The organism is Tateyamaria rhodophyticola (assembly GCF_047777875.1).
In the GTDB taxonomy this organism is placed as follows: domain Bacteria; phylum Pseudomonadota; class Alphaproteobacteria; order Rhodobacterales; family Rhodobacteraceae; genus Tateyamaria.
Genome location: NZ_CP180519.1, coordinates 2,763,901 through 2,787,451 on the forward strand (window position 1 = coordinate 2,763,901; position 23,551 = coordinate 2,787,451).

The 23,551-nt window shown below is 62.3% G+C and carries 20 protein-coding genes; 9 read left to right on the forward strand and 11 right to left on the reverse strand.

Going from position 1 to position 23,551, the window contains the following annotated elements; translation table 11 throughout:
* The first annotated feature begins 124 nt into the window (after positions 1-124).
* Positions 125-1,507, forward strand: a complete 1,383-nt coding sequence (locus ACERHN_RS15115) for a DUF3179 domain-containing (seleno)protein (protein WP_415919849.1) — start codon at positions 125-127, stop codon at positions 1,505-1,507.
* 90 nt (positions 1,508-1,597) lie between these two features.
* Here ACERHN_RS15115 and ACERHN_RS15120 read toward each other — a convergent pair whose 3' ends face one another.
* From ACERHN_RS15120 to ACERHN_RS15135, 4 genes are all read right to left on the reverse strand, one after another.
* On the reverse strand, positions 1,598-3,175 hold the full coding sequence (locus ACERHN_RS15120; protein ID WP_415919850.1) for an ABC transporter substrate-binding protein: 1,578 nt from the start codon (positions 3,173-3,175) through the stop codon (positions 1,598-1,600).
* Positions 3,176-3,373: 198 nt separating this feature from the next.
* A complete protein-coding gene (locus tag ACERHN_RS15125; protein ID WP_415919851.1) occupies positions 3,374-4,399 on the reverse strand; it encodes an AbrB family transcriptional regulator in 1,026 nt (341 codons plus the stop codon).
* On the reverse strand, positions 4,396-5,031 hold the full coding sequence (locus ACERHN_RS15130) for a GntR family transcriptional regulator (protein ID WP_415919852.1): 636 nt from the start codon (positions 5,029-5,031) through the stop codon (positions 4,396-4,398). The genes ACERHN_RS15125 and ACERHN_RS15130 overlap by 4 nt, the downstream gene beginning before the upstream one ends.
* 1,138 nt (positions 5,032-6,169) lie before the next feature.
* Positions 6,170-9,340 carry an ABC transporter transmembrane domain-containing protein gene (locus ACERHN_RS15135; protein ID WP_415919853.1) on the reverse strand — a complete coding sequence of 1,057 codons (3,171 nt, stop codon included), beginning with the start codon at positions 9,338-9,340 and terminating at the stop codon, positions 6,170-6,172.
* On the opposite strand from ACERHN_RS15135, the gene ACERHN_RS15140 reads away from it, so the two are divergent.
* Together ACERHN_RS15140 and ACERHN_RS15145 are read left to right on the forward strand one after the other, a co-directional pair.
* Positions 9,341-9,721, forward strand: a complete 381-nt coding sequence (locus tag ACERHN_RS15140; protein WP_415919854.1) for a DUF3307 domain-containing protein — start codon at positions 9,341-9,343, stop codon at positions 9,719-9,721. It abuts the gene before it with no gap.
* A 144-nt stretch (positions 9,722-9,865) separates the two neighbouring features.
* A complete protein-coding gene (locus ACERHN_RS15145; protein WP_415922751.1) occupies positions 9,866-10,978 on the forward strand; it encodes an S-(hydroxymethyl)glutathione dehydrogenase/class III alcohol dehydrogenase in 1,113 nt (370 codons plus the stop codon).
* A 55-nt stretch (positions 10,979-11,033) separates the two neighbouring features.
* Here ACERHN_RS15145 and ACERHN_RS15150 read toward each other — a convergent pair whose 3' ends face one another.
* Both ACERHN_RS15150 and ACERHN_RS15155 read right to left on the reverse strand, forming a co-directional pair.
* Positions 11,034-11,204, reverse strand: coding sequence for a hypothetical protein (locus tag ACERHN_RS15150; RefSeq protein WP_415919855.1), 171 nt, complete (start codon positions 11,202-11,204; stop codon positions 11,034-11,036).
* Between the two features lie 119 nt (positions 11,205-11,323).
* Complete coding sequence (locus ACERHN_RS15155) at positions 11,324-11,578, reverse strand: hypothetical protein (protein WP_415919856.1); 255 nt, start codon at positions 11,576-11,578, stop codon at positions 11,324-11,326.
* 152 nt (positions 11,579-11,730) lie between these two features.
* Between ACERHN_RS15155 and ACERHN_RS15160 the strand changes: the two genes are divergently transcribed.
* The 6 genes from ACERHN_RS15160 to ACERHN_RS15185 all read left to right on the forward strand — a co-directional run bounded on the left by ACERHN_RS15160 (position 11,731) and on the right by ACERHN_RS15185 (position 18,947).
* Entirely contained in the window at positions 11,731-12,189 is a 459-nt protein-coding gene (locus ACERHN_RS15160) for a (2Fe-2S)-binding protein (protein ID WP_415919857.1), read from the forward strand.
* Between the two features lie 3 nt (positions 12,190-12,192).
* Entirely contained in the window at positions 12,193-14,436 is a 2,244-nt protein-coding gene (locus ACERHN_RS15165) for a molybdopterin cofactor-binding domain-containing protein (RefSeq protein WP_415919858.1), read from the forward strand.
* A gap of 69 nt (positions 14,437-14,505) precedes the next feature.
* Positions 14,506-15,210, forward strand: a complete 705-nt coding sequence (locus ACERHN_RS15170) for a GntR family transcriptional regulator (protein WP_415919859.1) — start codon at positions 14,506-14,508, stop codon at positions 15,208-15,210.
* Positions 15,207-16,124 (forward strand): dihydrodipicolinate synthase family protein, encoded by a 918-nt coding sequence (locus tag ACERHN_RS15175; protein WP_415919860.1) that lies wholly within the window; start codon positions 15,207-15,209, stop codon positions 16,122-16,124. Before ACERHN_RS15170 ends, ACERHN_RS15175 begins: the two co-directional genes overlap by 4 nt.
* Before the next feature lie 4 nt (positions 16,125-16,128).
* Complete coding sequence (locus tag ACERHN_RS15180; protein ID WP_415919861.1) at positions 16,129-17,616, forward strand: aldehyde dehydrogenase; 1,488 nt, start codon at positions 16,129-16,131, stop codon at positions 17,614-17,616.
* Positions 17,613-18,947, forward strand: coding sequence for an NAD(P)/FAD-dependent oxidoreductase (locus ACERHN_RS15185; RefSeq protein ID WP_415919862.1), 1,335 nt, complete (start codon positions 17,613-17,615; stop codon positions 18,945-18,947). The genes ACERHN_RS15180 and ACERHN_RS15185 overlap by 4 nt, the downstream gene beginning before the upstream one ends.
* A 221-nt stretch (positions 18,948-19,168) precedes the next feature.
* On the opposite strand, the gene ACERHN_RS15190 is transcribed toward ACERHN_RS15185, so the two are convergent.
* From ACERHN_RS15190 to ACERHN_RS15210, 5 genes are all read right to left on the reverse strand, one after another.
* The gene (locus ACERHN_RS15190) at positions 19,169-20,716 is read right to left on the reverse strand and encodes a trimethylamine methyltransferase family protein (RefSeq protein WP_415919863.1); all 1,548 of its coding nucleotides are present in this window, start codon (positions 20,714-20,716) and stop codon (positions 19,169-19,171) included.
* Positions 20,717-20,899: 183 nt separating this feature from the next.
* Entirely contained in the window at positions 20,900-21,526 is a 627-nt protein-coding gene (ureG, locus tag ACERHN_RS15195; protein WP_415919864.1) for an urease accessory protein UreG, read from the reverse strand.
* Positions 21,523-22,131, reverse strand: coding sequence for an urease accessory protein UreF (locus ACERHN_RS15200; RefSeq protein WP_415919865.1), 609 nt, complete (start codon positions 22,129-22,131; stop codon positions 21,523-21,525). Before ACERHN_RS15200 ends, ureG begins: the two co-directional genes overlap by 4 nt.
* A gap of 17 nt (positions 22,132-22,148) precedes the next feature.
* Positions 22,149-22,604: an urease accessory protein UreE gene (ureE, locus tag ACERHN_RS15205; RefSeq protein WP_415919866.1), complete on the reverse strand. Its 456-nt coding sequence runs from the start codon at positions 22,602-22,604 to the stop codon at positions 22,149-22,151.
* A 106-nt stretch (positions 22,605-22,710) separates the two neighbouring features.
* Positions 22,711-23,547, reverse strand: a complete 837-nt coding sequence (locus ACERHN_RS15210; protein ID WP_415919867.1) for an AbiJ-NTD4 domain-containing protein — start codon at positions 23,545-23,547, stop codon at positions 22,711-22,713.
* Positions 23,548-23,551: the final 4 nt, after the last annotated feature.

Sequence of the window (23,551 nt, forward strand, 5' to 3'; positions counted from 1 at the left end):
AGTGCAAATGTGATTATGCCCGCGCGCGCCACAGGTGCACGATCAGGCACGCGCGAAAGGGACGCGGCAGGCCCCCTGCAGCCCCACCCGATCCGGCGCGTCGCAATTCAAAGGTCCTATCACCGTGTCTGCTTTTCTTTCAATCTCCCGCACCGTGGTCTTTGGTGTGCTCTTGCTGTTTGCCGGTGCCTGTGCCCCGGACGCGCAGACACAGGCCAAAACGACCATCCCAGACTATGTCCTCGCGGAATACGGGCCGCCGCCCGCCATACCTGACGGCCCTTTGTCGTCCGCGATGCAGTTCGCGCTGCGTGTGGCGTTTGTGGACAGTGTCACGCTGTCCACATGGGACGAAAACCAGAACCTCGCGCTCGAGGAAATCTCGAACTCCGGCGACCCGCGGCTGGTGTGGTTGATCAGTGACCTGATGCGGTTTGTGCCGTCGCAACAGCTCAACGCGCTTCTGACGGACGCGGCGTCGGATCTCTTTGGCAAGCCGATGCCGCTGGAAAACAGCTGGGGCGTGGTCACCGATCACCTCATCGCGTGGGACATCCCCGAACCGCCCGGATATCTGCGCTACAAACGGACGATCTTCACCAGCATCGTGCCGGGGTGGGAGCGGTTGTTTGTCGAGGGCGACATTGATTGGCGGCTGGTCAGCTGGGGCGGCGTTCTGATTGACGACCGCCCGTATGATACGACGGATGATGGCTGCAACTGCATTCCGGCGGCCGACAATCCCATCGTCACCAGCGCCGAAGAGGCGACGTGGCTCAAGGATGACGACATCGTCTTTGGCATCGAGGTGAACGGGGAATACCGGGCCTATCCCCGCCGCATTATGGAAGTGCGCGAGATGGTAAATGACACGCTGGGCGGGCGCGACTTGGGCATTCCTTATTGCACCCTGTGCGGAGCGGCGCAGGCTTACTTCACCGACGACGTGCCCATCGGGGTGGAGCGCCCGGTGCTGCGAACGTCCGGGCTTTTGATCCGGTCGAACAAAGTGATGTATGACCTGAACACCTTTTCGATCTTTGACACGTTTCTGGGGCATGCGGTCACCGGCCCTCTGGCCAAGCGGAACGTGAAGCTGGATCAGGCGACGGTGATCACATCCGACTGGGGATCGTGGAAGGCGGCGCACCCTGAAACCACCGTATTGCTGGAACGCTACGCCTTGGGGCGGGACCCGGACTTCCGCAATGGTCGCGATGCGGATGGGCCAATCTTTCCGGTCGGGGACGTTGATCCGCGCCTGCCGGTCCATGAGGATGTGATCGGCGTTGTCACGGCCTCGGGCACGCCCGTTGCCTTCCAGCGCGCCACCGCTCTTGTCGCGTTGCAGCGTGGCGATGAGATCGCGTTTGAGAATGTGCGGCTCGCGCTGGACGGAGGCGGCATCCGTGCCGTCGATGCGGACGGCTCTGACCTCGGCAGCCATCAGGCGTTCTGGTTCGCGTGGTCGCAGTTTCACCCCGAGACGGAATTGTGGACGCAGTAGCCCGGCGAACTGAGCCGTCCAACGCGGCAACAGCCCAATAAAAAAGGCGGCACACGCGGTGCCGCCTTTCTGCGTTTATGACACGGCGTGTCAGTTCATGGTGATGTATTTCACCTTGGGCTGGTCTTCGGGATCAACCTCGATGCCCACGCCTTCGGCCATGCCCCAGTTCAGCACCTGGTGGTGGATCGGGATATAGAGCGCCTCGTCCTGGATCACGCGCCAGATGGCGGCGATGTCGGCATTGCGCGCTTCAAGATCGGTGTTCGAGGCCAGCGATTTGATCTTGGCGTCGATCTCGTCATTGTCGAAACCGGTGCCGTTCCACGTGCCGATATCGCTTTCACGCCCGTGCACGAGGAAGTTGAAGACATATTCGGAATCGTAGGTCGGAACACCCCAGCCCAGCATGTAGAAATCCGTCTTGCCATCGGTGATCTTCGGGAAGTGCTGTGCCTTGGGGATCGCGTCGAGGTTCACGGTGATACCGATCTGACCCAACATGCCCACGGCCGCCTGACAGATCGCTTCGTCGTTGATGTAGCGGTCGTTGGGGCAGTCGAGGCGGATCGAGAAGCCGTCGCCATAGCCCGCTTCGGCCATCAGCGCCTTGGCGCCTTCGATATCCGTGCTGCTTTCTGCGTCCATCTCGGCGGTCCAGCCGTTGACGAAGGGCGGAGCGATCATGCCCGCAGGAACCGACTGGCCGCGCATCACGATCTGCTGGATCGCGTCGCGGTTGATGGCCATCGACATCGCCTTGCGCACGCGCACATCCGCCAGCGGGTTGGCCCCGTCCACATTGTCCGCCTCAAGGTCATCCGCGCCCTGGTTCATGCCAAAGAAGATCACCCGGTTCTGCGGTGCCTTCTTGACCACCAGACCGTCCGCGCCGTTCACGCGTTCGAGGTCCTGCACCGGCATGTCCTGAAGGAAATTCACCTCACCCGACAGCATCGCGGCCACACGGGTCGCGGCGTTCTGGATCGGGGTGTAGACGATTTCGCTGACCTCCAGCGGGAACTGGTCGCGACCCCAATAGGCCTCGTTCCGGGTCATGACGGTTTTGACGTCAGGCTCGCGGCTGGTCAGGGTGTAGGGGCCGGTGCCGTTGGCGTTCGTGGTGGCAAAGGTGATTTCACCGCCCTCGAAATCCTGTACGTTCACGGTGTTGTTCGCCTCGGTCCACCCCTTGTCCATCATGAACAGGTTGGTGAGGTTCGACGGCAGGATCGGGTTCGGCCCGTCCGTCACGATTTCCACGGTGTAGTCATCCACCGCGCGCACTTCGGTGATGGAGCCAATGAGCTCCTTCATGTCGGAATTGGGCTGCTTGGCACGCTCAAAGCTGAACACCACATCTTCGGCGTTGAAATCCTCACCGCCGTGGAATTTCACCCCTTCGCGCAGTTTGAACACCCACACGTTCGGATCGTCGGTCTTGGGCGCCCATTCGGTGGCCAGTGCCGGTTCAAACGCGCCCGTCGTGTCGCGGATGATGAGCGGTTCGTACATCTGGTGACGGATGGTGTGTGTCGGCCCTTCGTTCTGGGCATGCGGGTCAAGCGTCAGCGCATCACCGGCGCGCGCCCATTTCAGCGTCTCGGCACTGACCAGCCCGGTCGAGCCAAGCAGCAGCGCTGTTGAAAGCAGTGTTGTGAATTTCATGATGAACTCCCCATGTTTGATGTGCCCGAGTGTTTGCCACCTGCGCGGGATTGTCCACCAGATAGGTAACAGCTTCGCGATCCATTCGTTGCTGCGCGCATAATTTGGCGGCAGCGGGGTGTGCGCTATGTGATTTCGGGATGCCATTCTGTGCAAACGCGGTGGCCGCCTTTGCGTGCGGGGCACGGGTCCAAGTGATCAACCCTCAGGCGCTTTGAACATCCGCGCAAAAAGCGGCGCGCCCAGGATCACGACAAAGATGCGCAGTACGTGGTGCGCAATCACAAAGGCCACATCCGCCCCAACGATGAGCGCCAGCACGGTCAGCTCGGCCTGACCGCCGGGGGCAAAGGCCAACAGGGCCTCCATGCCGGGGGCCAGGCCGAACCCATACACCGCCTCGACAAAGATGACGGTCAGCACGATGAGCAGGACACAGAACCCCAACCCTGCGGCCAGATCACGGCGCACTTCGGCCACGGTGATTCCGCTGTATTTTGTGCCCACGCCCATGCCGATGAAAAACTGCGCGGCCCAGATCGCTTCGGCAGGCGGGCGGTGCTGCAAAAGACCTGTCAGCGCAGCAATGGCCGCGACCAGGAGGGGGCCGAGGATGGAGGCGCCGAACATGCCCACCGCCTTGGCCACGCGCCAACCGATCAGCGCGCAGGCCACCATGAGCAGGAGTTGCGCAGGCGCAATGTTTGCTGCGGGCACGCCCGGCGCACTGCTCAGGTCGGCGTCCCACACCCCTTGGAGGAGAAAGGGCAGCGCGGCCACGATCACCATCACACGCGTTGCGTGGATCAACGACAGGCTGCGCGGGTTGCCCCCCGCTTCTTCGCCAAACACCAGCATGTCCTGCAACCCACCGGGCATCGCGCCATAATAGCTGGTGGCAAAATCATAGCCCCAGAGCCGCTGGAAATAGGGCACGCCCACCAGCCCGATCGCCAGGACCATCACCGGGATCAACAAAAGCGTCGGCCACATCCCCGCCATCGACATCAAGATCACAGGCGTGAACGTCGCCCCCACCGCCACACCCAGAACGGTCCGCATGCCCTCGTTCACCACCGCAATGCCCTTGAGCCGGGCGCCGGCCAGCGCCGCCAGAAGGCAGGCCGTGAGCGGACCAAGCAGCCACGGCAACGGCAGATCCAGCGCGTGGAACGCAGCCACACCCGCGAGGGCCAGGGCAAAGGTGGCGGCAATCCGTATCATCCGCGCAGCACTTTCAGCCGATGGCGCAGCGATGTCTGAAGGTGCACCGCCGCCGCCTCGCCTGCGGCCACCGCGTCCCCGATGGCGATGGCGTCCAGCATGTCGGCGTGCTGCTCCGCGACGATGCGGATGCGGTCGGGGTCTTCGAGCGTGGTGGGTCGCAACAGCAGGAGCGCATTGTTGAGGCTGCGCGCCGCCTCTAGCAGGAACCGGTTGCGGGTCGCAAGGTATATGCCCCTGTGAAAGTCCTGATTGAGCGCTGCGGCCTCTTCGGAGGCGCTTTCGGCAATGGCCGCATTGAGATCGCGCAGCGCGTCTATTTCTGCCTCGGCCGCATGTTTGGCGGCCATTTCGGCGGCAGTGCGTTCCAAAACGGTGCGCATCTCATAAAGTTCCACCAGTTCCGCGTGGCCCAGTTGCCGGATAACGGCGCCAAGACGGGGGCGGTGCTCGACAATCCCGTCCGCTTCCAGCCGCCGCAGCGCCTCGCGCACAGGGGTGCGCGACAGGGACAGGCGGTCGGCCACCTCCACCTCGCGCAGACGATCACCGGGTTCAAACGCACCGTTGCGAATCTCTGCCAGCAAACGGGCATAGGCGGCTTCGCCCTGGCTCATATCCGGTTCGGTCAAGATACGTTCCTTCGCGTGTATACACTTGGATACAAAGTGGTGATATCTACGAAGACCGCATATGTCAAAGCGGGTCTGTGTTGCCGGATTGAAAAGCGCAGCGCTTGACGCGGGCTTGGAGGGTGTGTTGCCGGAACAGGCGGGCAGGGCGCTGGCGGGCGGCAAAACACAACTCGGCGCGGACCTTCTGGGGCACACCGACGGGCTTCGCTGTCTTCTGGGCAGGAAAAGCTGATCGCGCGGTCTGGCGACAAGATGCCGTTGAGGCTTTCTGAGAAGGTTCTGCGCGCGGTCCAGCAGTCGGTTGACGATCCGCAATGACGGCGCGGTCACATCCCTGATCCAGACGAGGGCATTACCGGTGTGCATGTCGGCACCGAAGAGACGGAAGCCTGCGCCGTGACCTGCGCCTCCGGTGGGGCCGAGGCAAATGATGAGGGGTGCATCGTGCCTTTCTGCCCCGTCGGTCCACGGCCAAGGTGCACGGCACGCCTGTGGACACGGGGACAGAGGCTGACCAAGGCGGTGGACGCCAGCGTACAGGCATCGCGCTTTATGGGTGCTAAGCGAGGCCGATGGACCTGGACAAGGCGCTTTACAGTAATCCCGATCGGCGCCGTGGGAAACGCAAGACTGATCGCAAGATCTGTCGCCTTTCGACGCGTTTCTGAATTCGAAAGGCGCGTAGACGCGATGGTCTTTGGCCTGCGCCAAGGCGGAAAATCATTTCCGCGATGCTGTTGTGGTGGAGGCAGACACGCCGGGCGCTGCCCACATGCACGAGGGCTTGAACACGGATGCCACCCGTCCGCTTGCCACCCGCAACGATGCGGTTCGTTCCGAAACGCCGTTTGATCCCACACCGCGCGGCGGCAACGGGGTGGGCTTGCGCTGTCCAAACCAAACAGGGGCCAGCGTTTGGATCAGGGGCCGTTTCGTACCTGTCCGGTGACGGGAGGACCTTTGCCTTTGGCGGGCACAGGCCGGACCATGTGGGCGTGGTGCTGGATGTTTCAAACACTGCGATCCCCCGGCCTCACCGCCTGCGACCATCTGGCGGAAGGCGTGTTCCTACGGCTGTCGCAATGGTTCGCGCCTGACCTCAGGCACGGTGGTCGGCCGCAAGGTATGGCGCGGCTCAGGTCGTGACGTAACCCGCGATCACCTGCAACAGGCGGAAGGCGGTCGCAGCGTCATTCTCGACCACGGCCATGAATTCCTCTTCCCCGATGCGCAGGCAGGTGAGCGTCGATTTCGCCCGCATGTCGAGCGCGCGCGGCTCGCCCTTGATCAGGCCCAGCTCGCCCACAAGCGCGCCGGCCCCCACCGTTGCAATCAGACGCTCTTCGGTCTCGTCCGTGGCGGGCAGGATCAAATCCGCCTCGCCATCGATGATCATATATGCGCCGTCGGTCGCATCATCGTTCTTGTGAAACACGTAATCGCCCGGATGCGCCTCGTACCACCGCGCCCCAAAGGCCAGCAGGCGCAGCTGCTTGCGCTTGAGCCCGGAGAACAGCGGCGCGCGCTTGAGCGCGTCCACCTTGCGGGCAAGGTCTGCGCCAACCTCGCTGTCGGCTTCGGCTCGCGTGCCTTCGGAGCCGACCAGACGGCCCTGTTCGATTTCGAAGTGCTGGTCAAAAACGCCATCATCGGCAAACGCGTCGTTGAGATAGATGATGGTGGTGTCAGGCAACAGGCTGCGCAGGCTCTCGAACAGGCCCTGCTGCGCGTCGGCATCATAGGACGCCAACACCCGGTCGAGGATCAGGATATCGGGCCGCTTGATCGCGGCACGCCCCACCGACAGGGGTTCGGCATACATCGCCGGCAGGTTCGCACCACCAAGGGCAATCGGCACCTCAAAGATCAGCTCGATCACCAGCGGTGTCACCTCCGCCTCCGCCAGCACATCGCTGACCACCTTGCGCAACTCGTCCGCCCGCGCGCCCGCCGCATCCGACACTTTGCCAAAGAGGACGTTTTCCATCACGCTCAGACCGGCCACATGCGCATCCGCGCGGATCGGCACAAACAGGTCCTTCATCTGTTCGCGCAGCGTGGCCGAGTGCAGGCGGCGCATCTCGAGGATTTGCCACGCGACGGTGTTGGGGAAAGACGGGCCAATCTGTTCCGCGGTGATCTTGGCGGGGATGGTGAACAACAGCGCAAGCTCTTTGTCCTCCATTGGCGCGCCTTGCGGCTTGCGTGTCACAAGATCCAGTACCGCCTCATAGACCGACGCCTCAAGTCCCACACGCCGGAACAGCGGGTGATCGGTGCCGGTCGCGCCAAAGATCTGGCGCAGCATCTCGATCATGTCCCGCGACATCGCCTCCAGCTGCGCGCCCAGTGACATCTCACTGAGATTGCGCAGGAAATCCATGCGTTCGCCCAGGATCTCGGGCGTGATTTCGACCGTTGGCGTGGCAAAAAGCAGGTTTTCCGAGAGCGGCAGCGCGGGGTTATAGGTGCCTTCGTCGAACGTATGCACATACCGCGTCAGGTTCGCGGCTCTAAGCGCCTCCGCCACCCTCGGTCGCAGCGCGATCAACGCGTCGCGCAGATTGGGGTGCACATCGGGATCAAAACTCTGATCCAGCGCACGGCGGACAAGCGCATCGCTGCTGCCCATGCCCTGCACCAGCTGATACCAGAAGGCACGGATATCCCCCTGATTGGCAAAGGCGCCCCGGCCTGGGTCAAGCCAGTTGATATGGACGTCATCAACGCTGTTGCCCGTACGCAGCGCTTCCTGAATGGCGTCGGATGGCGTGTCCGCCGCCTGCGGCGAAAACCGCATCGGCATCAGGACGTTTTCGCCGAAATTGCCCTTGAACATCATCGGGCGGGACGTGGCGTGACCCATGCGCTGTGCGATCGTCGCCTGATGCAGGCTGCGCACGTCATGACCCGACAGGGTGACCGTGCCGCTGGCCGCAAGGCTCTCTCGCATCAAGGCCTCGCCAAAGGCGCGGCGATCCTCGTCATTGGGGGCAGTGATACCGATGGAGGAGCCGCCCGGCACCGTCATCGAGATGTCTTCAAGCACTGGATTGCCGTCGCCATCCCGCACCGTCACCTGATCCAGAACGATGTCCCCGCGCAAGTGCGGCACCTCGGACGGCTCACTGTAAAACAGCGCCTCGTCCACCATGCCCGAGGGCGCAAACCGCTCCGTGATCGTCTCCCACCGCAGGGACATGTCCGCGCTCTGATTGTAGTAGGCCAGCAGCTCTTTCCACGGGCTCGACAGGTCCTTGTAGGCCGCAAGTGCCGCCACCAGTGCACCCAAGGTCACGTCCCCCCGGATCACCAGATACCCGCCGATGGAAAAGAAAAAGAACGGCGTGAGCTGCGTGATGAAGTTGTTGAGGAACTTCATGAAGAATTTCTTCTGGTAGATCTCGAAGCGGATCGCAAACAGACGACCCAACCGGTCGCCGACCATCGCCATCCGGAACCGCCAGCCGCCATTCTTGCGCAATGTGCCCGCGCCGGCCGATGCTTCCCCGATTTCGGCCGCCAGCGCGCGCACCTGCACGACGCGCTTCTTGTTCAGCAGGTTGATCTGCCGCTGCAGTTTGGGGATCAGCCACGCCTGCAGGGGGATGAGCGCAATCGCCGCCAACCCGAACGCCACCGACTGAAAAAACAGAAAGCCGAGGATGGTCAGCATCTGACCGGCCTGCAACACAGGTTGCGCCACCGCGTCGCCCATCAGCCCGCCCATCGGCTCGCTTTCCGCCGTGACCATGCTGACCAACTCGCCCTGGCTGGTGCGTTCGAAATAGGGCTGCGGGAACCGCAGGATGCGCGCGATCAGGGTATAGCGGAACCGGCGCAAGAGCCGCTCGGCCAACACGCCCTTCATGGTGTTGATCCGCATCTTGAGCAGCCCGTGACACAGCACCGCCAGCAGGAACAGACCGCACAGGATCATAAGATAGGTGATCTGGTCGAACTCGTACCCATAGGCCTCGACCACCGACGATCCGGCCCCGATCGCCTCGTTAATGATCCGCTTTGGCAATTCCAGCGTCAGGTAGAGCAGCGGAAACAGCGTCAAGGTCACCGCCAGCAGGATCAACTGATCGCGCTTGGAGAATTTCCAGATAAAGGCAAAAAGGGAACGTTCTATGGTGATGTGTCCGGTGGTGCGCGGCCCGAAAAGGCTGTGATCTGGGGGTGACACTACGCCTGTGCAGGGGCTGAAATCAATCCACGTGATACACGCGCCCGACCGCATCCGTTGCAGGGCGCGCCGTTGCGCCCTAGGATAAGGCAAACCGCCAACAAAGGACCGCATGTGGCCGATCCTGTAACGTTCTTCCTTGTGCTGCTGTTCCTGCTCCAGGCCAAGCACCTGTTTGCGGATTTTTACCTGCAAACGCCCAAGATGCTGCGCAACCGTGGCGTCTACCTGCATGCCGGGCGCGCCCAGCATGCGGCCATCCACGCCGTTGGATCACTGGTGGCCTTTGTCCTTGTGGGCGTGCCGATCACCCTGGCCCTGATCATATGCGCCATCGAATGGGTGGTGCATTTCCATATCGACTGGGGCAAGGGGCGCTGGTCCGATCACACGGGCCACGGCCCGGATCAGGCGGGATACTGGCGCGCCTTCGGTGTGGATCAGGCCCTGCACCAATGGACGTACCTGCTTATGGCCTGGGCCGTCATCGCCTGATCTGTCGCGGCATCTGATCCCGTCTCTGTTCCCGAAAAATCCCCCCCGGAGGGCCGGTTTGCCACGCCGTGCGCGCTTTTGATTGACAGCGCCGGTCGCTCTTGCCCTTGATGGCACAAAGTTCAACGGGAGGACCGAACGATGATGAGAACCCGCGCCGCCGTCGCTGTCGAGGCAGGCAAACCGCTTGAGATCATGGAGGTCAATCTCGACGGCCCCCGCGCCGGCGAGGTGCTGGTCGAGATCAAGGCCACCGGCCTGTGCCATACGGATGAGTTCACGCGGTCCGGGGCCGATCCCGAAGGCATCTTTCCCGCCATTCTCGGACACGAGGGCGCAGGCGTCGTGATCGAAGTGGGCGAGGGCGTCACCACGCTTGAGGTCGGCGACCATGTCATCCCGCTTTACACGCCCGAATGCCGCGAATGCGAATACTGCCTGAACCCGAAAACGAACCTCTGCCAAAAGGTCCGCGCCACGCAAGGGCAGGGCCTTTTGCCTGACGGGTCCACCCGGTTCTCGATGCTCGATGGCACGCCGATCCACCACTACATGGGCTGTTCAACCTTTGCCAATCACACGGTGGTGCCCGAAATCGCGCTGGCCAAGGTGCGCAAGGACGCGCCCTTTGACAAGGTCTGCTATATCGGGTGCGGCGTGACCACCGGCATCGGGGCCGTGATCAACACTGCCAAGGTCGAAATCGGCAGCACCGCCGTTGTCTTCGGCCTGGGCGGCATCGGGCTCAACGTGATCCAGGGCCTGCGCCTGGCTGGCGCCGATCAGATCGTCGGCGTCGATCTCAACGACAGCAAGGTCGAGATGGCCACGCATTTCGGCATGACCGATTTCGTAAACCCGTCCAAGGTGGACGGCGATATGGTGGCCCATCTTGTCGAACTCACCGGGGGCGGTGCGGACTACACCTTTGACGCCACGGGCAATGTGGATGTCATGCGCACGGCGCTGGAATGCGCTCACAAGGGCTGGGGGGAATCGATCATCATCGGTGTGGCGCCCGCGGGCGCTGAAATCTCCACCCGGCCCTTCCAGCTGGTCACCGGGCGCGTCTGGCGCGGCACCGCATTTGGCGGCGCAAAGGGGCGCACGGACGTGCCGAAAATCGTGGACTGGTACATGGATGGCAAGATCGAGATCGATCCCATGATCACCCACAAGCTGTCTCTGGACGAGATCAACCACGGCTTTGACCTGATGCACGAAGGCAAATCCATCCGGGCCGTGGTCGAGTTCTGAAGGCCAAAGAAAACGCCGCGCCGCATCCGCGGGCGCGGCGTTGCACCTGTTGCGATCACTCGGCGGGTGTGGCCCGGCCCATCCGTTCTGCGATCCCGTCCGCAGACAGCGACGATTTCGGCGCGCCCGATTTGCGGTGCTTTTCGGTGATGCGGGCGCTGATGTAGCCAAAGGCCACCACAAAACCCAAAGTTCCAAACGTCAGAATTCCGAGGCCAAAGTCCATGGTCTTTCCTTTCCGGCAGTTTGTTAAGTCATGCAGTGTTTACGCCGCGCACCCGTTTTGGATCACGAAAATTCGTAAATAAGTGTTTTTAATCAACGGCATACGATTGTATGCGGTCGCTAGCGGATCACCCAGATCACGGCCAGCCAAAACACGCACAGTCCGATCAGCCCGAATTGCGCCGCAAGCAGGCTCAGACAGAACAGGGCTGCCAGAACGCCGAAAACCACCTGTTTCCGGACACTTGGGCTGCACTGTTTCAGCCACTGGCTAACCTCGGCAAAGTCGCGCCCCGGCCAGCAGGCCGCAAGCAATGCAACCGCCACGTCCCGGCACCGCGTCCAAAGGTGATATGTGATCTGGTTTCGTTGCATTCCGACCAAAAGATATGCGTTCGGCCCGCGCGCCTCAACCGGCGCTGTGGCGTGTTTCGTTACGGCATTTGGCGCGATCTACAGGTTTCGACGTGAACCGAATGGTTTATCTTATGGCGCAGATACGATCCCAGCCAGCTCAGGAGCGCGCGATGAAACTCAAGGTGAACGGCACGGAACATGACGTCGACGTCGAAGGCGACATGCCTCTTTTGTGGGTCTTGCGGGATGAGTTGAACATCAAGGGCGTCAAGTACGGCTGCGGCGTGGCGCAATGCGGCGCGTGCACCGTACATATCGACGGTGAGGCGGTGCGCTCTTGCCAGACGCCTGCGGCAGATGTCTGGGGCGAGGTGACGACCATCGAAGGGCTGGGCACGCCCGACGCCATGCATGCCGTGCAGACGGCGTGGCTTGAACATCAGGTCGCGCAATGCGGCTATTGCCAGGCCGGGCAGATGATGCAGGCCGCAGCACTCGTGGCGGAAAATCCCGCGCCTACGGATGACGACATCGACACGGCAATGAGCGGGAACCTCTGCCGCTGCGGCACCTATCCCCGCATCCGCGCCGCCGTCAAAACCGCCGCCCAAAAGATGCAGGAGGCGTAAGTCATGAGCCGTATCGGAAAAATCGCCCGCCGCACGTTCCTTGTCACGTCTGCAGCCATCGCTGGTGGCGTCGCGTTCGGCTACTATGCCTACAGACGCCCCGTCGCGAACCCGTTGCTCGACGGGCTAGACGCGGGCCAAGCGGCGCTGACACCGTATGTGAAGATTGACGCGGATGGCATCACCCTGATCACGCCACGGGCAGACAGCGGGCAGGGGGCCTATTCGGTGCAGGCGGCGCTCATTGCCGAAGAGCTGGACGTGGAGCTTGATCAGGTGCGCGTTGACCCCGGTCCGCCTGACCCCGCGTATTACAACACAGCACTCAGCGCCGAAGCCGCCCCGTTCCGCTCCACCGACGACAGCTTTGCCGCGAATTCCACGCGCGGTGTCATGGATGCGATGATGAAGTTCCTGGGCATGCAGATCACCGGTGGCTCCACGACCGTCCCCGACAGCTATGAGAAATTGCGGCTGGCCGGAGCCGTGGCGCGCGAAACGCTCAAGGCTGCTGCCGCACAGCAGACGGGCGCGCAGGTGGCTGACCTCAGGACGGCGCGCGGCGCGGTCGAGTTGCCGGGCGGCGGTACGGTGCCCTACACCGAACTCGCCGCCATTGCGGCGACGCTTAAACCGGTCAACGACGTGACCTTGCGCGACCCGTCCATATGGCGGCTGATCGGCAAGCCGATGGAACGTGTTGACAGCGTTGCCAAATCCACTGGCACGCAGGCGTACGGCATTGATTTTGAAATGGACGGCATGGTGCATGCCACGGTGCGCACCAATCCGCGCCGCTATGGCGAAATGCTGGGTTTTGACGACACGGACGCGCGGGGGATGCGCGGTGTGATCGACATCGTGCCCGTCACCGGCGGCGTGGCCGTGATCGCAGACAACACCTGGCGCGCCATTCAAGCGGCGAATGCCATCGATTTTGACTGGGGTCCCGCCGCCTATCCGGCGGAGATGGACGGCCACTGGCAGTCCCTCTCGGACAGCTTCAACGAGGATCAGCTGGACAGCCGGTTCCGTGACGACGGCGACGCGCCTGCGGCACTCGACGCCGCATCCGAGGTGATAGAGGCCGAGTACCGCGCGCCCTATCTCGCGCACCAACCGCTGGAGCCGATCAACGCCACCGTTCTGGTGCAGGAGGACCGGGTGGATGTCTGGACCGGCACGCAGATCCCGCGTTTCGTGCAGACCAACGTCGCCAAGATCACCGGCAAGGACGCCGAACAGGTGCATGTGCATGTCCTCATGATGGGCGGCAGCTTTGGCCACCGGCTCGAAGACCGCGTGGTGCGCGAGGCGACCGAGATCGCGATGACGCGGCCCGGCACGCCAGTAAAACTGACTTACAGCCGCGAAGAGGACTTTGCCCAGAACGACACCCGCCAGATCGCCATGGCCCGCGCGCGCGGGACGGTCCGCGACGGGCGCGTCGAAGGGTATGACCTTGGCATCGCCATGCCCTCCGTTGTGGCCAGCCAAATGGGGCGGCAGGGCTTTCCCGTGCCCGGCCCGGATCTGCAAATCGTCGCCGGTGCATGGGAACAACCCTATGACATCCCGCATTACCGTGTGTCTGGATACCGTGCGCCCGAACTGGCGCCCGTGTCGTCCTGGCGGTCCGTCGGGGCGTCCACCAACGGCTTTTTCCACGACGTGTTCCTGGATGAACTGATCCACGCCGCGGGCGCCGACCCGATGGAGGAACGGTTGCGCCTGATGTGGCATGACCCGTCGCGCAAGACGCTGGAGGCGGTTGCCGAGATGTCGAACTGGGGCGCTGATCTGGCGCCGGGGCAGGGACGCGGGGTTGCGTTCTGCATGTCCTTCGGCGTGCCCACTGCGCAGGTGATCGAGGTGTCGGCAACGGATGCGGGCATCATGATCGACAAGGTCTGGTGCGCGGCGGAAGTGGGCCGGGTGATCGACCCGATCATGTTCGAAAACATGGTGCAGGGTGGCATTGTCTGGGCGCTTGGCCATGCGATGAATTCGGAAATCACCTATGCCGATGGCATGGTGGAGCAGCGCAATTACTACGACGCCGAAGGGATGCGGATTTATCAGGCGCCCGAGATCATGGTGCGGGGACTTGAGAATGGCCGCGACGTGCGCGGGATGGGCGAGCCGATGGTGCCGCCTGCCGCTGCGGCCCTGTCCAACGCGATCTTTGCCGCAACAGGCACGCGGGTGCGTGAGATGCCGATGGCCAAGGTGATCGACTTCGCGTGATGCGCTGACGCGCGATACGGGTGGGCAGGTTCGCTGGACATTTTTGTATACATATTGTATGCAGAAAAAATGCAGCCTGCTGACAAGAAATCCGATGCCACGGAAAGCCTCCGGACCGCCATCCTGACACTGGAGCTGCCGCCCGGTGCGGATCTGGACGAAGCGGGGCTGTGCGCCCAATACGATTTGTCGCGCACGCCGATGCGCGAGGTTCTGCGGCATCTGGCGGGCGAAGGCTATGTCACCCTGCGTCAGAACCGGGGCGCGCAAGTCTCTGAAATGTCACACCAAAACCTGCGCGCCTTTTTCATCGCCGCCCCCATGATCTATGGCGCGATCCTGCAACTGGCGGCCGCACACCGGAGCGAGGCGCAGCTGACCGCGCTGCAAGAGGCACAGGACAGGTTCCGCACCGCGCTCCGCGACGGGACCACGGCCGAGCGCGCGCTGGCCAACACCCGGTTTCACCGGATCACCGGCGATATGGCGGACAACCCGTTCCTCGCCCCGAGCTTTAACCGGTTGTTGCTGGATCATGCGCGCATTTCGATGACGTTCTACCAACCACGTGATGCCGGGGCGCAGCATAATGTCGATCTCGCCTGCAAACAGCACGACCAGATCATCGCCGCGATCACGGCGCGCGACGCGGTGCGGGCGCGGCAACTGGCGGATGCGCATTGGCAATTGTCCCGTGACCAGATTTCGCAGTTCGTGATGCCGGGTGGGCTCGACCTGCCGCTTGGCAACCCACCGCAGGAGGTCCGCGCATGACGCCCGCCATGGAATTCAACGGGATCTACACGCCCGTCGTGACACCGTTCAACGCGGATTATTCGCCTGATTTCAAGGCTTTGGAGCTGGTTCTGGAGCGTTTGATTGCGGCGGGTGTGCACGGCGTGATCACCGGCGGCTCTACGGGTGAGAATTACGCTATGACCGTGGAGGAGCGGCTGTCGGTGGCGCGGGAAACGGTGCGGATCGTGGCGGGCCGTGTGCCGGTCATCATGGGCACCGGTGCGATGTTGCCCGCCGATATGATGGCGCTGGCCATGGGGGGCAAGGATATGGGCGCGGATGCGCTGTTGGTGGCCACACCGCCATATGCGGTGCCGACCGAACGGGAAAACGCGCTCAATGCGCTGGCCATTGATGCGGCCGCGAACCTGCCGATCATGCTGTATAACTATCCGGGGCGGATGGGCGTGAACATGGGCGAAGCGTTTCTCGACCGTGTGGGCCGCTCGCGCAACTTCTGCGCCATCAAGGAAAGTTCGGGCGATATCAATCGCGTGCATCTTCTGGCGCGCGATTATCCGCATATCCAGATGTCTTGCGGCATGGATGATCAGGCGTTGGAGTTCTTTGCCTGGGGCGCGCGCAGCTGGGTCTGCGGCGGGTCCAATTTCCTGCCCGAAGAGCACGTGGCACTCTGGCGCGCCTGCGCAGTTGACGGGGATTTTGACAAGGGGCGGCGCATCATGTCGGCGATGATGCCGCTGATGCGCGTGCTCGAACAGGGGGGCAAGTTCGTGCAGTGCATCAAATACGGCGTCACGGTGCAGGGCATCGACACGGGCGCCATCCGCCCGCCATTGAAGGCATTGAACAAGGATGACAAACGGGCGCTCGAACAGGTGATCCACGTCCTGCAAACGACCATTTCACGCATCATGCAGGAGGGCTGAAGCCATGCTGACCCGTGAGGAATACCGCGCCATCGCGGACGGCCTGACCCCGGCCAACACCGCCTTTATCGACGGCGGTTTCCGGCCCGCGATCTCCGGCAAGACGTTTGAGAGCGTCAACCCGGCAACCGGCGCCCCGCTGGCACATGTCGCGTCGTGCGGTCCGGACGACGTTGATTTCGCAGTGGAAAAGGCGCGCGAGGCTTTCGAGGACGGGCGGTGGTCGCGCCTGCATCCCTCGGCCCGCAAGGACGTGTTGATCCGGTTGTGCAAGCTGATGACGCGCAATGCGCGCGAACTGGCCGTTCTGGAAAGCGTCGACAGCGGCAAAACCATCTACGATTGCGAGACGGTGGACATCCCCGAGGCGATCCATTGCATCAAGTGGCACGCAGAAGCCATCGACAAGATCTATGACAGTGTCGCACCGGCGTCTGATGATCATATCGCGATGGTCGTCCGGGAGCCTGTTGGCGTGGTGGGCCTTGTGTTGCCGTGGAATTTCCCGTTGTTGATGATGGCGTGGAAGATCGGCCCAGCGCTCGCTTCGGGCTGTTCCGTCGTGCTGAAACCCGCCGAAGAAACGTCGTTGACCGCCTTGCGGTTGGCCGAGCTGGCGATGGAGGCGGGCGTGCCGCGCGGCGTGTTGAACGTGGTGCCGGGGCTTGGGCCGAATGTGGGTGAACCGATCGGGCGGCACATGGATATCGATATGGTCAGCTTTACCGGGTCGACCGAAACGGGGATGAAATTCCTGCGCTATGCTGCTGAGTCCAATGCCAAAGAAGTGGTTCTGGAGATGGGCGGCAAGAACCCGTGTGTCGTGATGGATGACGCCGAAAATCTCGATCAGGTGGCACAGCATGTGGTCAACGGTGCGTTCTGGAACATGGGCGAAAATTGTTCGGCCATTTCGCGGTTGATCGTGCATGAGGCTGTGCGGGACGACCTGCTTACCCGGATCGAGGTGCATATGCGTCAACTGCCCGTGGGCGACCCGCTCGACCCGGAAACGCGGCAGGGCGCGCTGGTGAGTGCTGCGCATGTCGAAAAGGTCTGTGGTTACGTCGAAAAGGCTGGGGATATCCTTGTGGGTGGGTCTGTGGATAGGCCCTTTGTCACCCCCACCGTAGTGGCAACATCGCCCGATAACGTGCTGGCGCGGGACGAGATTTTCGGCCCGGTCCTGGCGGTGATCCCGGTGCGCTCCTTTGACGAGGCGATCAAGGTCGCCAATGACACGCCGTACGGCCTGTGCGCGTCCCTGTTCACCGCGAACGCCAAACGGGCGCTGCGGGGCGCGCGCATGCTGCGGGCGGGCACCGTGACGGTCAACAGCTATGGCGAGGGCGACATTGCGACCCCGTTTGGCGGTGTGAAAATGTCAGGCTTTGGGGGGCGCGACAACGGGCTCCATGCGCACGACCAGTACACGCAGCTCAAGACCATCTGGCTTGACCTGACAGACGACGCGGAGGAGGCGGTGGAGTGATCTACACCGCGCAACGCCTGCCACGGCATCAGGGTCCTGCGGCCTGGGCCGACATTCTTGGGCCGGGGCCGGGCTTCCCACGGCTCGAAGAAGACATCACCGCAGACGTGGTTGTGGTTGGCGCGGGTTTTGCCGGGATTTCGGCGGCGCGTCGGGTGCTCCAGATCTGGCCGCAGGCGCGGGTTGTGATCCTCGACGCGTGGGCCGTGGCCGATGGGGCTGCGGGGCGCAACTCCGGCTTCATGATCGACCTGCCGCACGATCTCGCGTCCGAGGATTATGCAGGCACAGGCGACGATCAGACGCTGACCCGGCTTAACCGTCACGCCATCGGTTTCGCGCGGGAAGCGGTGGCGGAGTATGACATCCCGGCGGATTTCTTTGACCAGGCAGGCAAGGTGAACGGAGCCGCCACAGTTGCCGGTGAGGCCCATAATCGCTGCTATTCCAAGCACTTGGACGGCCTGAACGAGCCGTTAGAATGGCTCGATGCGCAGGCAATGGCGGAGCTGACAGGATCCACACACTACCGGTCCGGGCTCTACACGCCGGGCACCGTGATGCTGCAACCCGCGGGCTATGTGCGCGGCTTTGCGACGGGGTTGGCGCGCGTGGCGCAGATATTTGAGCGCAGCCCGGTGCTGAACTTCCGCCCCACGGGGAGCGATTGGGTGCTGCGCACGCCGAAGGGTAAGGTGACGACCGGCCGAGTGATCCTTGCCGTCAACGGGCATCTCGAGAGCTTTGGCGTGGCAAAGGGGCGGCTGGTGCAGCTGTTCCTGTTTGCATCCATGACCGCGCCGCTGACGGAGGAACAGCGCAGCACCCTTGGCGGCGCGCCGCGATGGGGGGTGACCCCGTCCGATCCGATGGGCACGACAATGCGCCGGATCGACACTGGCCAAGGCGGGCACCGGATAGTGACCCGCAATTGTGCGGTGGTCCGGCCCGGCATGCGGCCCCACGACCGCGACATGCGCCGCGCCGCCGCCGCACATACGCGCGCCTTTGCCACGCGGTTCCCTGCATTGGCTGGCGTCGCGCAACAGCATATGTGGGGCGGCCACCTGTGCCTGTCTCTGAATGGCGTTGCTCATGCGCGCGAGATTGAGACGGGCGTTTACAGCGCCTGCGTGCAAAATGGCCTCGGCACCGCACGCGGCACGCTCACAGGGATCGCGGCAGCTGAGAGGTGTTGCGGGCAGGTATCTGAAATCACGTCATATTTCGATGATGAGGCGGAGTTGAAACGATTGCCCCCACAGCCCTTTGCCAGCTTGGGCGCGAACGCCTATTTGCGTTGGAAAGAGTGGCGCGCGGGTGCGGAGTGATTGAGAAAATACAATGCTGAGAAAACAGTTATTCACAGGTATTGCACTCTAAAGTCAAATATCTGATTTCTGATCTCATTTATTCAGAACACCATAGTGGCCTATCCACAGGAGATATCCATAGCCGCACAAACAGACGCAAATTCCCGTGCCAACAGCCGTGCCACCGCAATACCCAAAAGCACCGATTTCGCAAACCTGAATGAAATCAGCGCTTTACGTCAAAATTCCTGATTAAGCGCATCCGCCGCTGGAATCTCTTCTTCGCGCCGCGCAATATAGGCTTGCAACGCCTCATCCACGCCGGGGTCCAGCACCGGCCGCTCATAATGTCCCAGCAGCATTTTCGCGTGGTCCAGCGCGCGTTCGGTGATCTCCTTGCCACCTTCTGCCTGCCACTGCTCGATGGAGTTATTGTCAAAGAGATCAGGCATGAAGAAGGCGGTTTGAAAGTTCTCCTGCGTGTGTGGATGGCCGAGGTAATGCCCGCCCGGACCGATGTCGCGCACCGCCGAAAGCGCCGTGTCGAAGTCGTCCCACTGCACCCCCTGCGCCATGCGATAGGCCATTGCGCATTGCTCCGCATCCACGATGAACTTGGCCACGGAACAATGCATGCCGGCCTCGTTCCAACCCGCCGAATGCCAGATATAGTTCGCGCCCGCATGCATCACTGAAGACAGTGTCGTGGCGCTTTCATACCCGGCCTGCGCGTCGAACGTCTTTGCCCCGCCGAGCGTATTGGACGTCCGCCACGGCACACCGTAATGGCGCGCCATTTGCCCGATCATAAAGTTCATCATGGAAATCTCGGGCGTGCCTGCCATGGGTGCGCCCGACTTCATCGACACGGTCGACAGGTAGTGCCCATAGATCGCCGGGGCCCCCCGCCGGATCACCTGGGTATAAGCCAGCGCGCTCAGCGCTTCGGCATTGAGCTGCGCAACCGAGGCCGCAACAGAGGCAGGCGTATTGGCGCCGCCCAACACGAAAGGCGAGCACAGGACCGGTTGGTTCCTGCGACTGAAGGCGCGCATCGCCCCCAGCATGGTCTCGTCCCACACCAGTGGCGAATTGCCGTTGCAATTGCCGGTGGTGACCGGGTGATCCTCGATAAAATCGTCGCCGAACAGGATCGCGCACATCTCGATCACGTCCTCGGCGTTTTTGGGCGACGTCGTCATGCCCATGAACGTCTTGTCCGAATGCACCATCGAGGAATAGGTGATGCGCAGATGCCGATGGCTGATCGGATGATCATAGGGCTCAACAATGTGATGCGCAGACGAATGCAGCGCGGGCATCATATGGCTCAGCTTGTGGAACATCGCCAGATCGTCGAGCGTTGGATTGCGCCGCACATCGTCCAGATCCCGCAGGAACGGTGCCCCGGTCATGGGTACAAAAATGCTGTCGCGCCCGCCGAGGGCCACATTCTTGTGCGGATCGCGTGCGTGGTAGGTAAACGTCTCTGGTATTGTCGCAATCAGGTCCCGCACCAACCCGCGATCCAGATACACCGTCTCGCCCTCGACCTTAGCGCCCGCACGCCGCCAATCGGCAAGGGCGATGTCATCCCGGAACACGACGCCCACGTTTTCGAGAATATCCATCGACGCCGCATCAATGCGCTCAACCTGGCTGCCATCCATGATGTCGCACCACGGCAAGGTGTTGCGCAGCCCCGGCAGCATTGTCAGATCGGGGGCCTGCCGCGCGGCGCGCCGGCTGGCCCTGCCGCCTGATCGTGAGCGGACAGTCATCGCCATATCGTCGTCCTTCGCATATTCGCGACCATCAGACGCCAGAAATCAGCCAAACACGCGCCCACAGGCGAACAGCGCTGTCGGTTTCAGACCAGAACCGCGCCCGCAGGGGCACCGCGGCATCCCCGTCTCTGTTCCAAAAAATCCCGGGGGAGCGCCGCAGGCGCGGGGGCAGAGCCCCCAAATCTATGTCGCGACCATCCCCAAACCGGACAGCGCCCGGATCTGCGTGATGATGTCTGCTACCCCGCTGCCATGACGCAACGCCGCAAAGACAAAGGGGCGCGCTGCCCGCATCCGGGTCGCATCCCGTTCCATCACCTCGAGGGACGCCCCTACATGCGGGGCGAGGTCCGTCTTGTTGATGATCAGCAAATCGGACTTCGTGATCGCGGGGCCGCCCTTGCGCGGGATTTCCTCACCGGCGGCCACGTCGATCACATACAGGGTGATGTCCGCCAGCTCCGGCGAAAACGTCGCCGACAGATTGTCCCCACCGCTTTCAATCAGAATGGCCTCGATCTCGGGGTGCCGCGCGCGCATCTCTGCCACCGCGGCCAGGTTGATCGACGCATCTTCGCGGATCGCCGTATGCGGACACCCCCCCGTTTCGACACCAATGATGCGATCCTGCGGCAGGATCTGCCGGCGCATCAGCTCTTCGGCATCCTCGCGCGTATAGATGTCATTTGTGATCACACCGATGGAATGCTGCTCCTTCAACGCGGCGGCAAGGGCGGCGGTGAGCGTCGTCTTGCCCGCGCCAACCGGGCCGCCGATGCCAATACGAAGAGGACCGTTAAGCTGTGTCATGTGCGGAATATCCGTGGTTGAAGGGTTTCGTGCCGCATGGCGGCGATATCGGCGGCAAAGCTGGCGGAGCCAAGGTCGTCCAGTGTCGCGGTCGCTGCCGTTGACGCGGTGGCGGTGATCACCGGGCTGAGGGCGGCCAGCACGCGCTGGCCCTCCGTCTGCCCGAGCGGCATGGCGCGCTGCGCCACGGAGATGAGGTTTGACGCGAACGCGTGCAGGTACAGGGGCAACATGTCTTCGAGCGGAACGCCCATGCCGCGGGCCGCTGCACCAACGGCCACCGGGTAGGTGAGCGCTTGCACGTCCAGGCCCCAGACGGCGCGTGCGGTATCGCAAAAAGCGGCCCCCATCAGTGTCGTCTCCTGCAACCGTTCCGCACTTGGCGCAAAGGCCCGCGCGACCGCATCCACGTCCTGGATGCGGGTCGCCGTGTAGGCGGCCGCAACAAGCACCGCGTCCGCATGGCCCGATCCGTGTTCCAAAAGTGCGGCCAGCCAGTCGCGCAGCGCATCCGCATCCCGGATCGCGCCGTCCGCCAGCACCTGTTCCAGCCCGTGCGAATAGGCAAATGCGCCCACGGGAAAGGCCGGTGACAGCCATTGCATGAGGGTCAGGGCCGCATTCATGTGTGGCTGTGCGAATGGTCGTGCCCGTGGGTGCGGCCATGACCATAGGCCCCGCCTTCGGGGGTAAAGGGTTCAACCACCTCGCGCGTTTGCGCTCCGATCTTTGCCAGCATGTCGGCCATCACGTGATCGCGCTGGATCAGCAGGCGCGTGTCCTCGATCTGACAGGGCGTGTGCCGATTGCCGATATGCCAGGCGATGCGGTGCAGCGTGTCGCCGGTCACCTCCAGCAGCGGTTCGGGCGCGGCCTCAATCCGTATCTCGGCCCGATCAGTGGTGATCAACACGCCACCATGATCAAGCGAGGTGGTTTGCGGCAGATCGACCAGCAACTGCGCGCCCGAGGCGAGGGTCAGCACCTTGCGACGCAGGAAACGGTCTTCATAGGTCAACTGGATATGGTCTGCGGGCGTGCCGTGGGGGTGGTTGTTATATGATTGGGCTGTTTGCATGTGACTCGGTGAGGGCGGCCCCCGTCCGCCGGGTGGGGGTGTAGCCCCCGCCCGAGGGGGGCGGTCGGGGGCTGCCCGGCCATGGGGCCGGGCGGACAGGCTGTCGTTACTTAGTCTTTCCCAAAAAATAATTTGCAAAGGCGCTGCAACTCACAAGCATAAACCTCGCGTCCTCTTCGGTTAGGTTTTCTTCTTGCATCAGAGCGTGCCGAATACCGTCAGAGTCATTTGTCCATCCATACAGGTTTGAAAAACCCTGCTTCAATGCTGAGTGCAAGTTCCCCTCACTTTCCATGTGTTTCAGAGCTTGGCCGAGTGTCACCTGTTCATTTCCGACAACCTGCTTCGCAGCAGCTTCTACGGCGCTGATCGCCTCTTTTATTGAATTGCGATAATCTGGATGTCGTCTATCCGAATACAACTCGATTGCACGTGCTATGTGTTTAGCCACACCGAATGAAGCGGTTTGATTGGCGGCAGAATTGACCTCGAAAATCTCGGCTTCATTTATGACCGGCGCCAAACGACCCGACAAAAAGCGTAGTGCTGCCTTTTCTCTGGAAAAGACCTCATTGCAAGCCTCCGCAAACTCAATTTCTAATCTTCCGGTGTCTCGCGCAACGTCATGAAATAGCTCAAGTATATCATACAGTTCAGGAAAATCGGCTGTAAGGAAAGTGCCTCTGACGCGTGCGAAACCCTCATCTGGACGGTCGGGAATGGTGTCTCTGGGTTGTTCTAAAACCTCAGACCACAGCCTTCTGGTAAGTGACCAAAACCTGTCTGTGTAAACCCATCTAATTTCGTAGTTTTCTTCTTTGAATGGGTAAATCAAATAGTCCAAGCAGACATCCCACAGCGCATTGCGGAGGGGGTCGGGTATCTCAGTTATGTCTAGTTCAAGCTGTGGTGACTTGAACCCAAGTCGTTCTGAAAACCGCATCGTG

Bases quoted from the DNA above. Each gene is read 5' to 3' on its own strand.
- ACERHN_RS15120 (WP_415919850.1), bottom strand. From the start codon at position 3,175: ATGAAATTCACAACACTGCTTTCAACAGCGCTGCTGCTTGGCTCGACC.
- ACERHN_RS15125 (WP_415919851.1), bottom strand. From the start codon at position 4,399: ATGATACGGATTGCCGCCACCTTTGCCCTGGCCCTCGCGGGTGTGGCT.
- ACERHN_RS15135 (WP_415919853.1), bottom strand. From the start codon at position 9,340: ATGCGGTCCTTTGTTGGCGGTTTGCCTTATCCTAGGGCGCAACGGCGC.
- ACERHN_RS15145 (WP_415922751.1), top strand. From the start codon at position 9,866: ATGAGAACCCGCGCCGCCGTCGCTGTCGAGGCAGGCAAACCGCTTGAG.
- ACERHN_RS15150 (WP_415919855.1), bottom strand. From the start codon at position 11,204: ATGGACTTTGGCCTCGGAATTCTGACGTTTGGAACTTTGGGTTTTGTG.
- ACERHN_RS15155 (WP_415919856.1), bottom strand. From the start codon at position 11,578: ATGCAACGAAACCAGATCACATATCACCTTTGGACGCGGTGCCGGGAC.
- ACERHN_RS15160 (WP_415919857.1), top strand. From the start codon at position 11,731: ATGAAACTCAAGGTGAACGGCACGGAACATGACGTCGACGTCGAAGGC.
- ACERHN_RS15165 (WP_415919858.1), top strand. From the start codon at position 12,193: ATGAGCCGTATCGGAAAAATCGCCCGCCGCACGTTCCTTGTCACGTCT.
- ACERHN_RS15170 (WP_415919859.1), top strand. From the start codon at position 14,506: ATGCAGCCTGCTGACAAGAAATCCGATGCCACGGAAAGCCTCCGGACC.
- ACERHN_RS15175 (WP_415919860.1), top strand. From the start codon at position 15,207: ATGACGCCCGCCATGGAATTCAACGGGATCTACACGCCCGTCGTGACA.
- ACERHN_RS15180 (WP_415919861.1), top strand. From the start codon at position 16,129: ATGCTGACCCGTGAGGAATACCGCGCCATCGCGGACGGCCTGACCCCG.
- ACERHN_RS15190 (WP_415919863.1), bottom strand. From the start codon at position 20,716: ATGGCGATGACTGTCCGCTCACGATCAGGCGGCAGGGCCAGCCGGCGC.
- ureG (WP_415919864.1), bottom strand. From the start codon at position 21,526: ATGACACAGCTTAACGGTCCTCTTCGTATTGGCATCGGCGGCCCGGTT.
- ACERHN_RS15200 (WP_415919865.1), bottom strand. From the start codon at position 22,131: ATGCAATGGCTGTCACCGGCCTTTCCCGTGGGCGCATTTGCCTATTCG.
- ureE (WP_415919866.1), bottom strand. From the start codon at position 22,604: ATGCAAACAGCCCAATCATATAACAACCACCCCCACGGCACGCCCGCA.
- ACERHN_RS15210 (WP_415919867.1), bottom strand. From the start codon at position 23,547: ATGCGGTTTTCAGAACGACTTGGGTTCAAGTCACCACAGCTTGAACTA.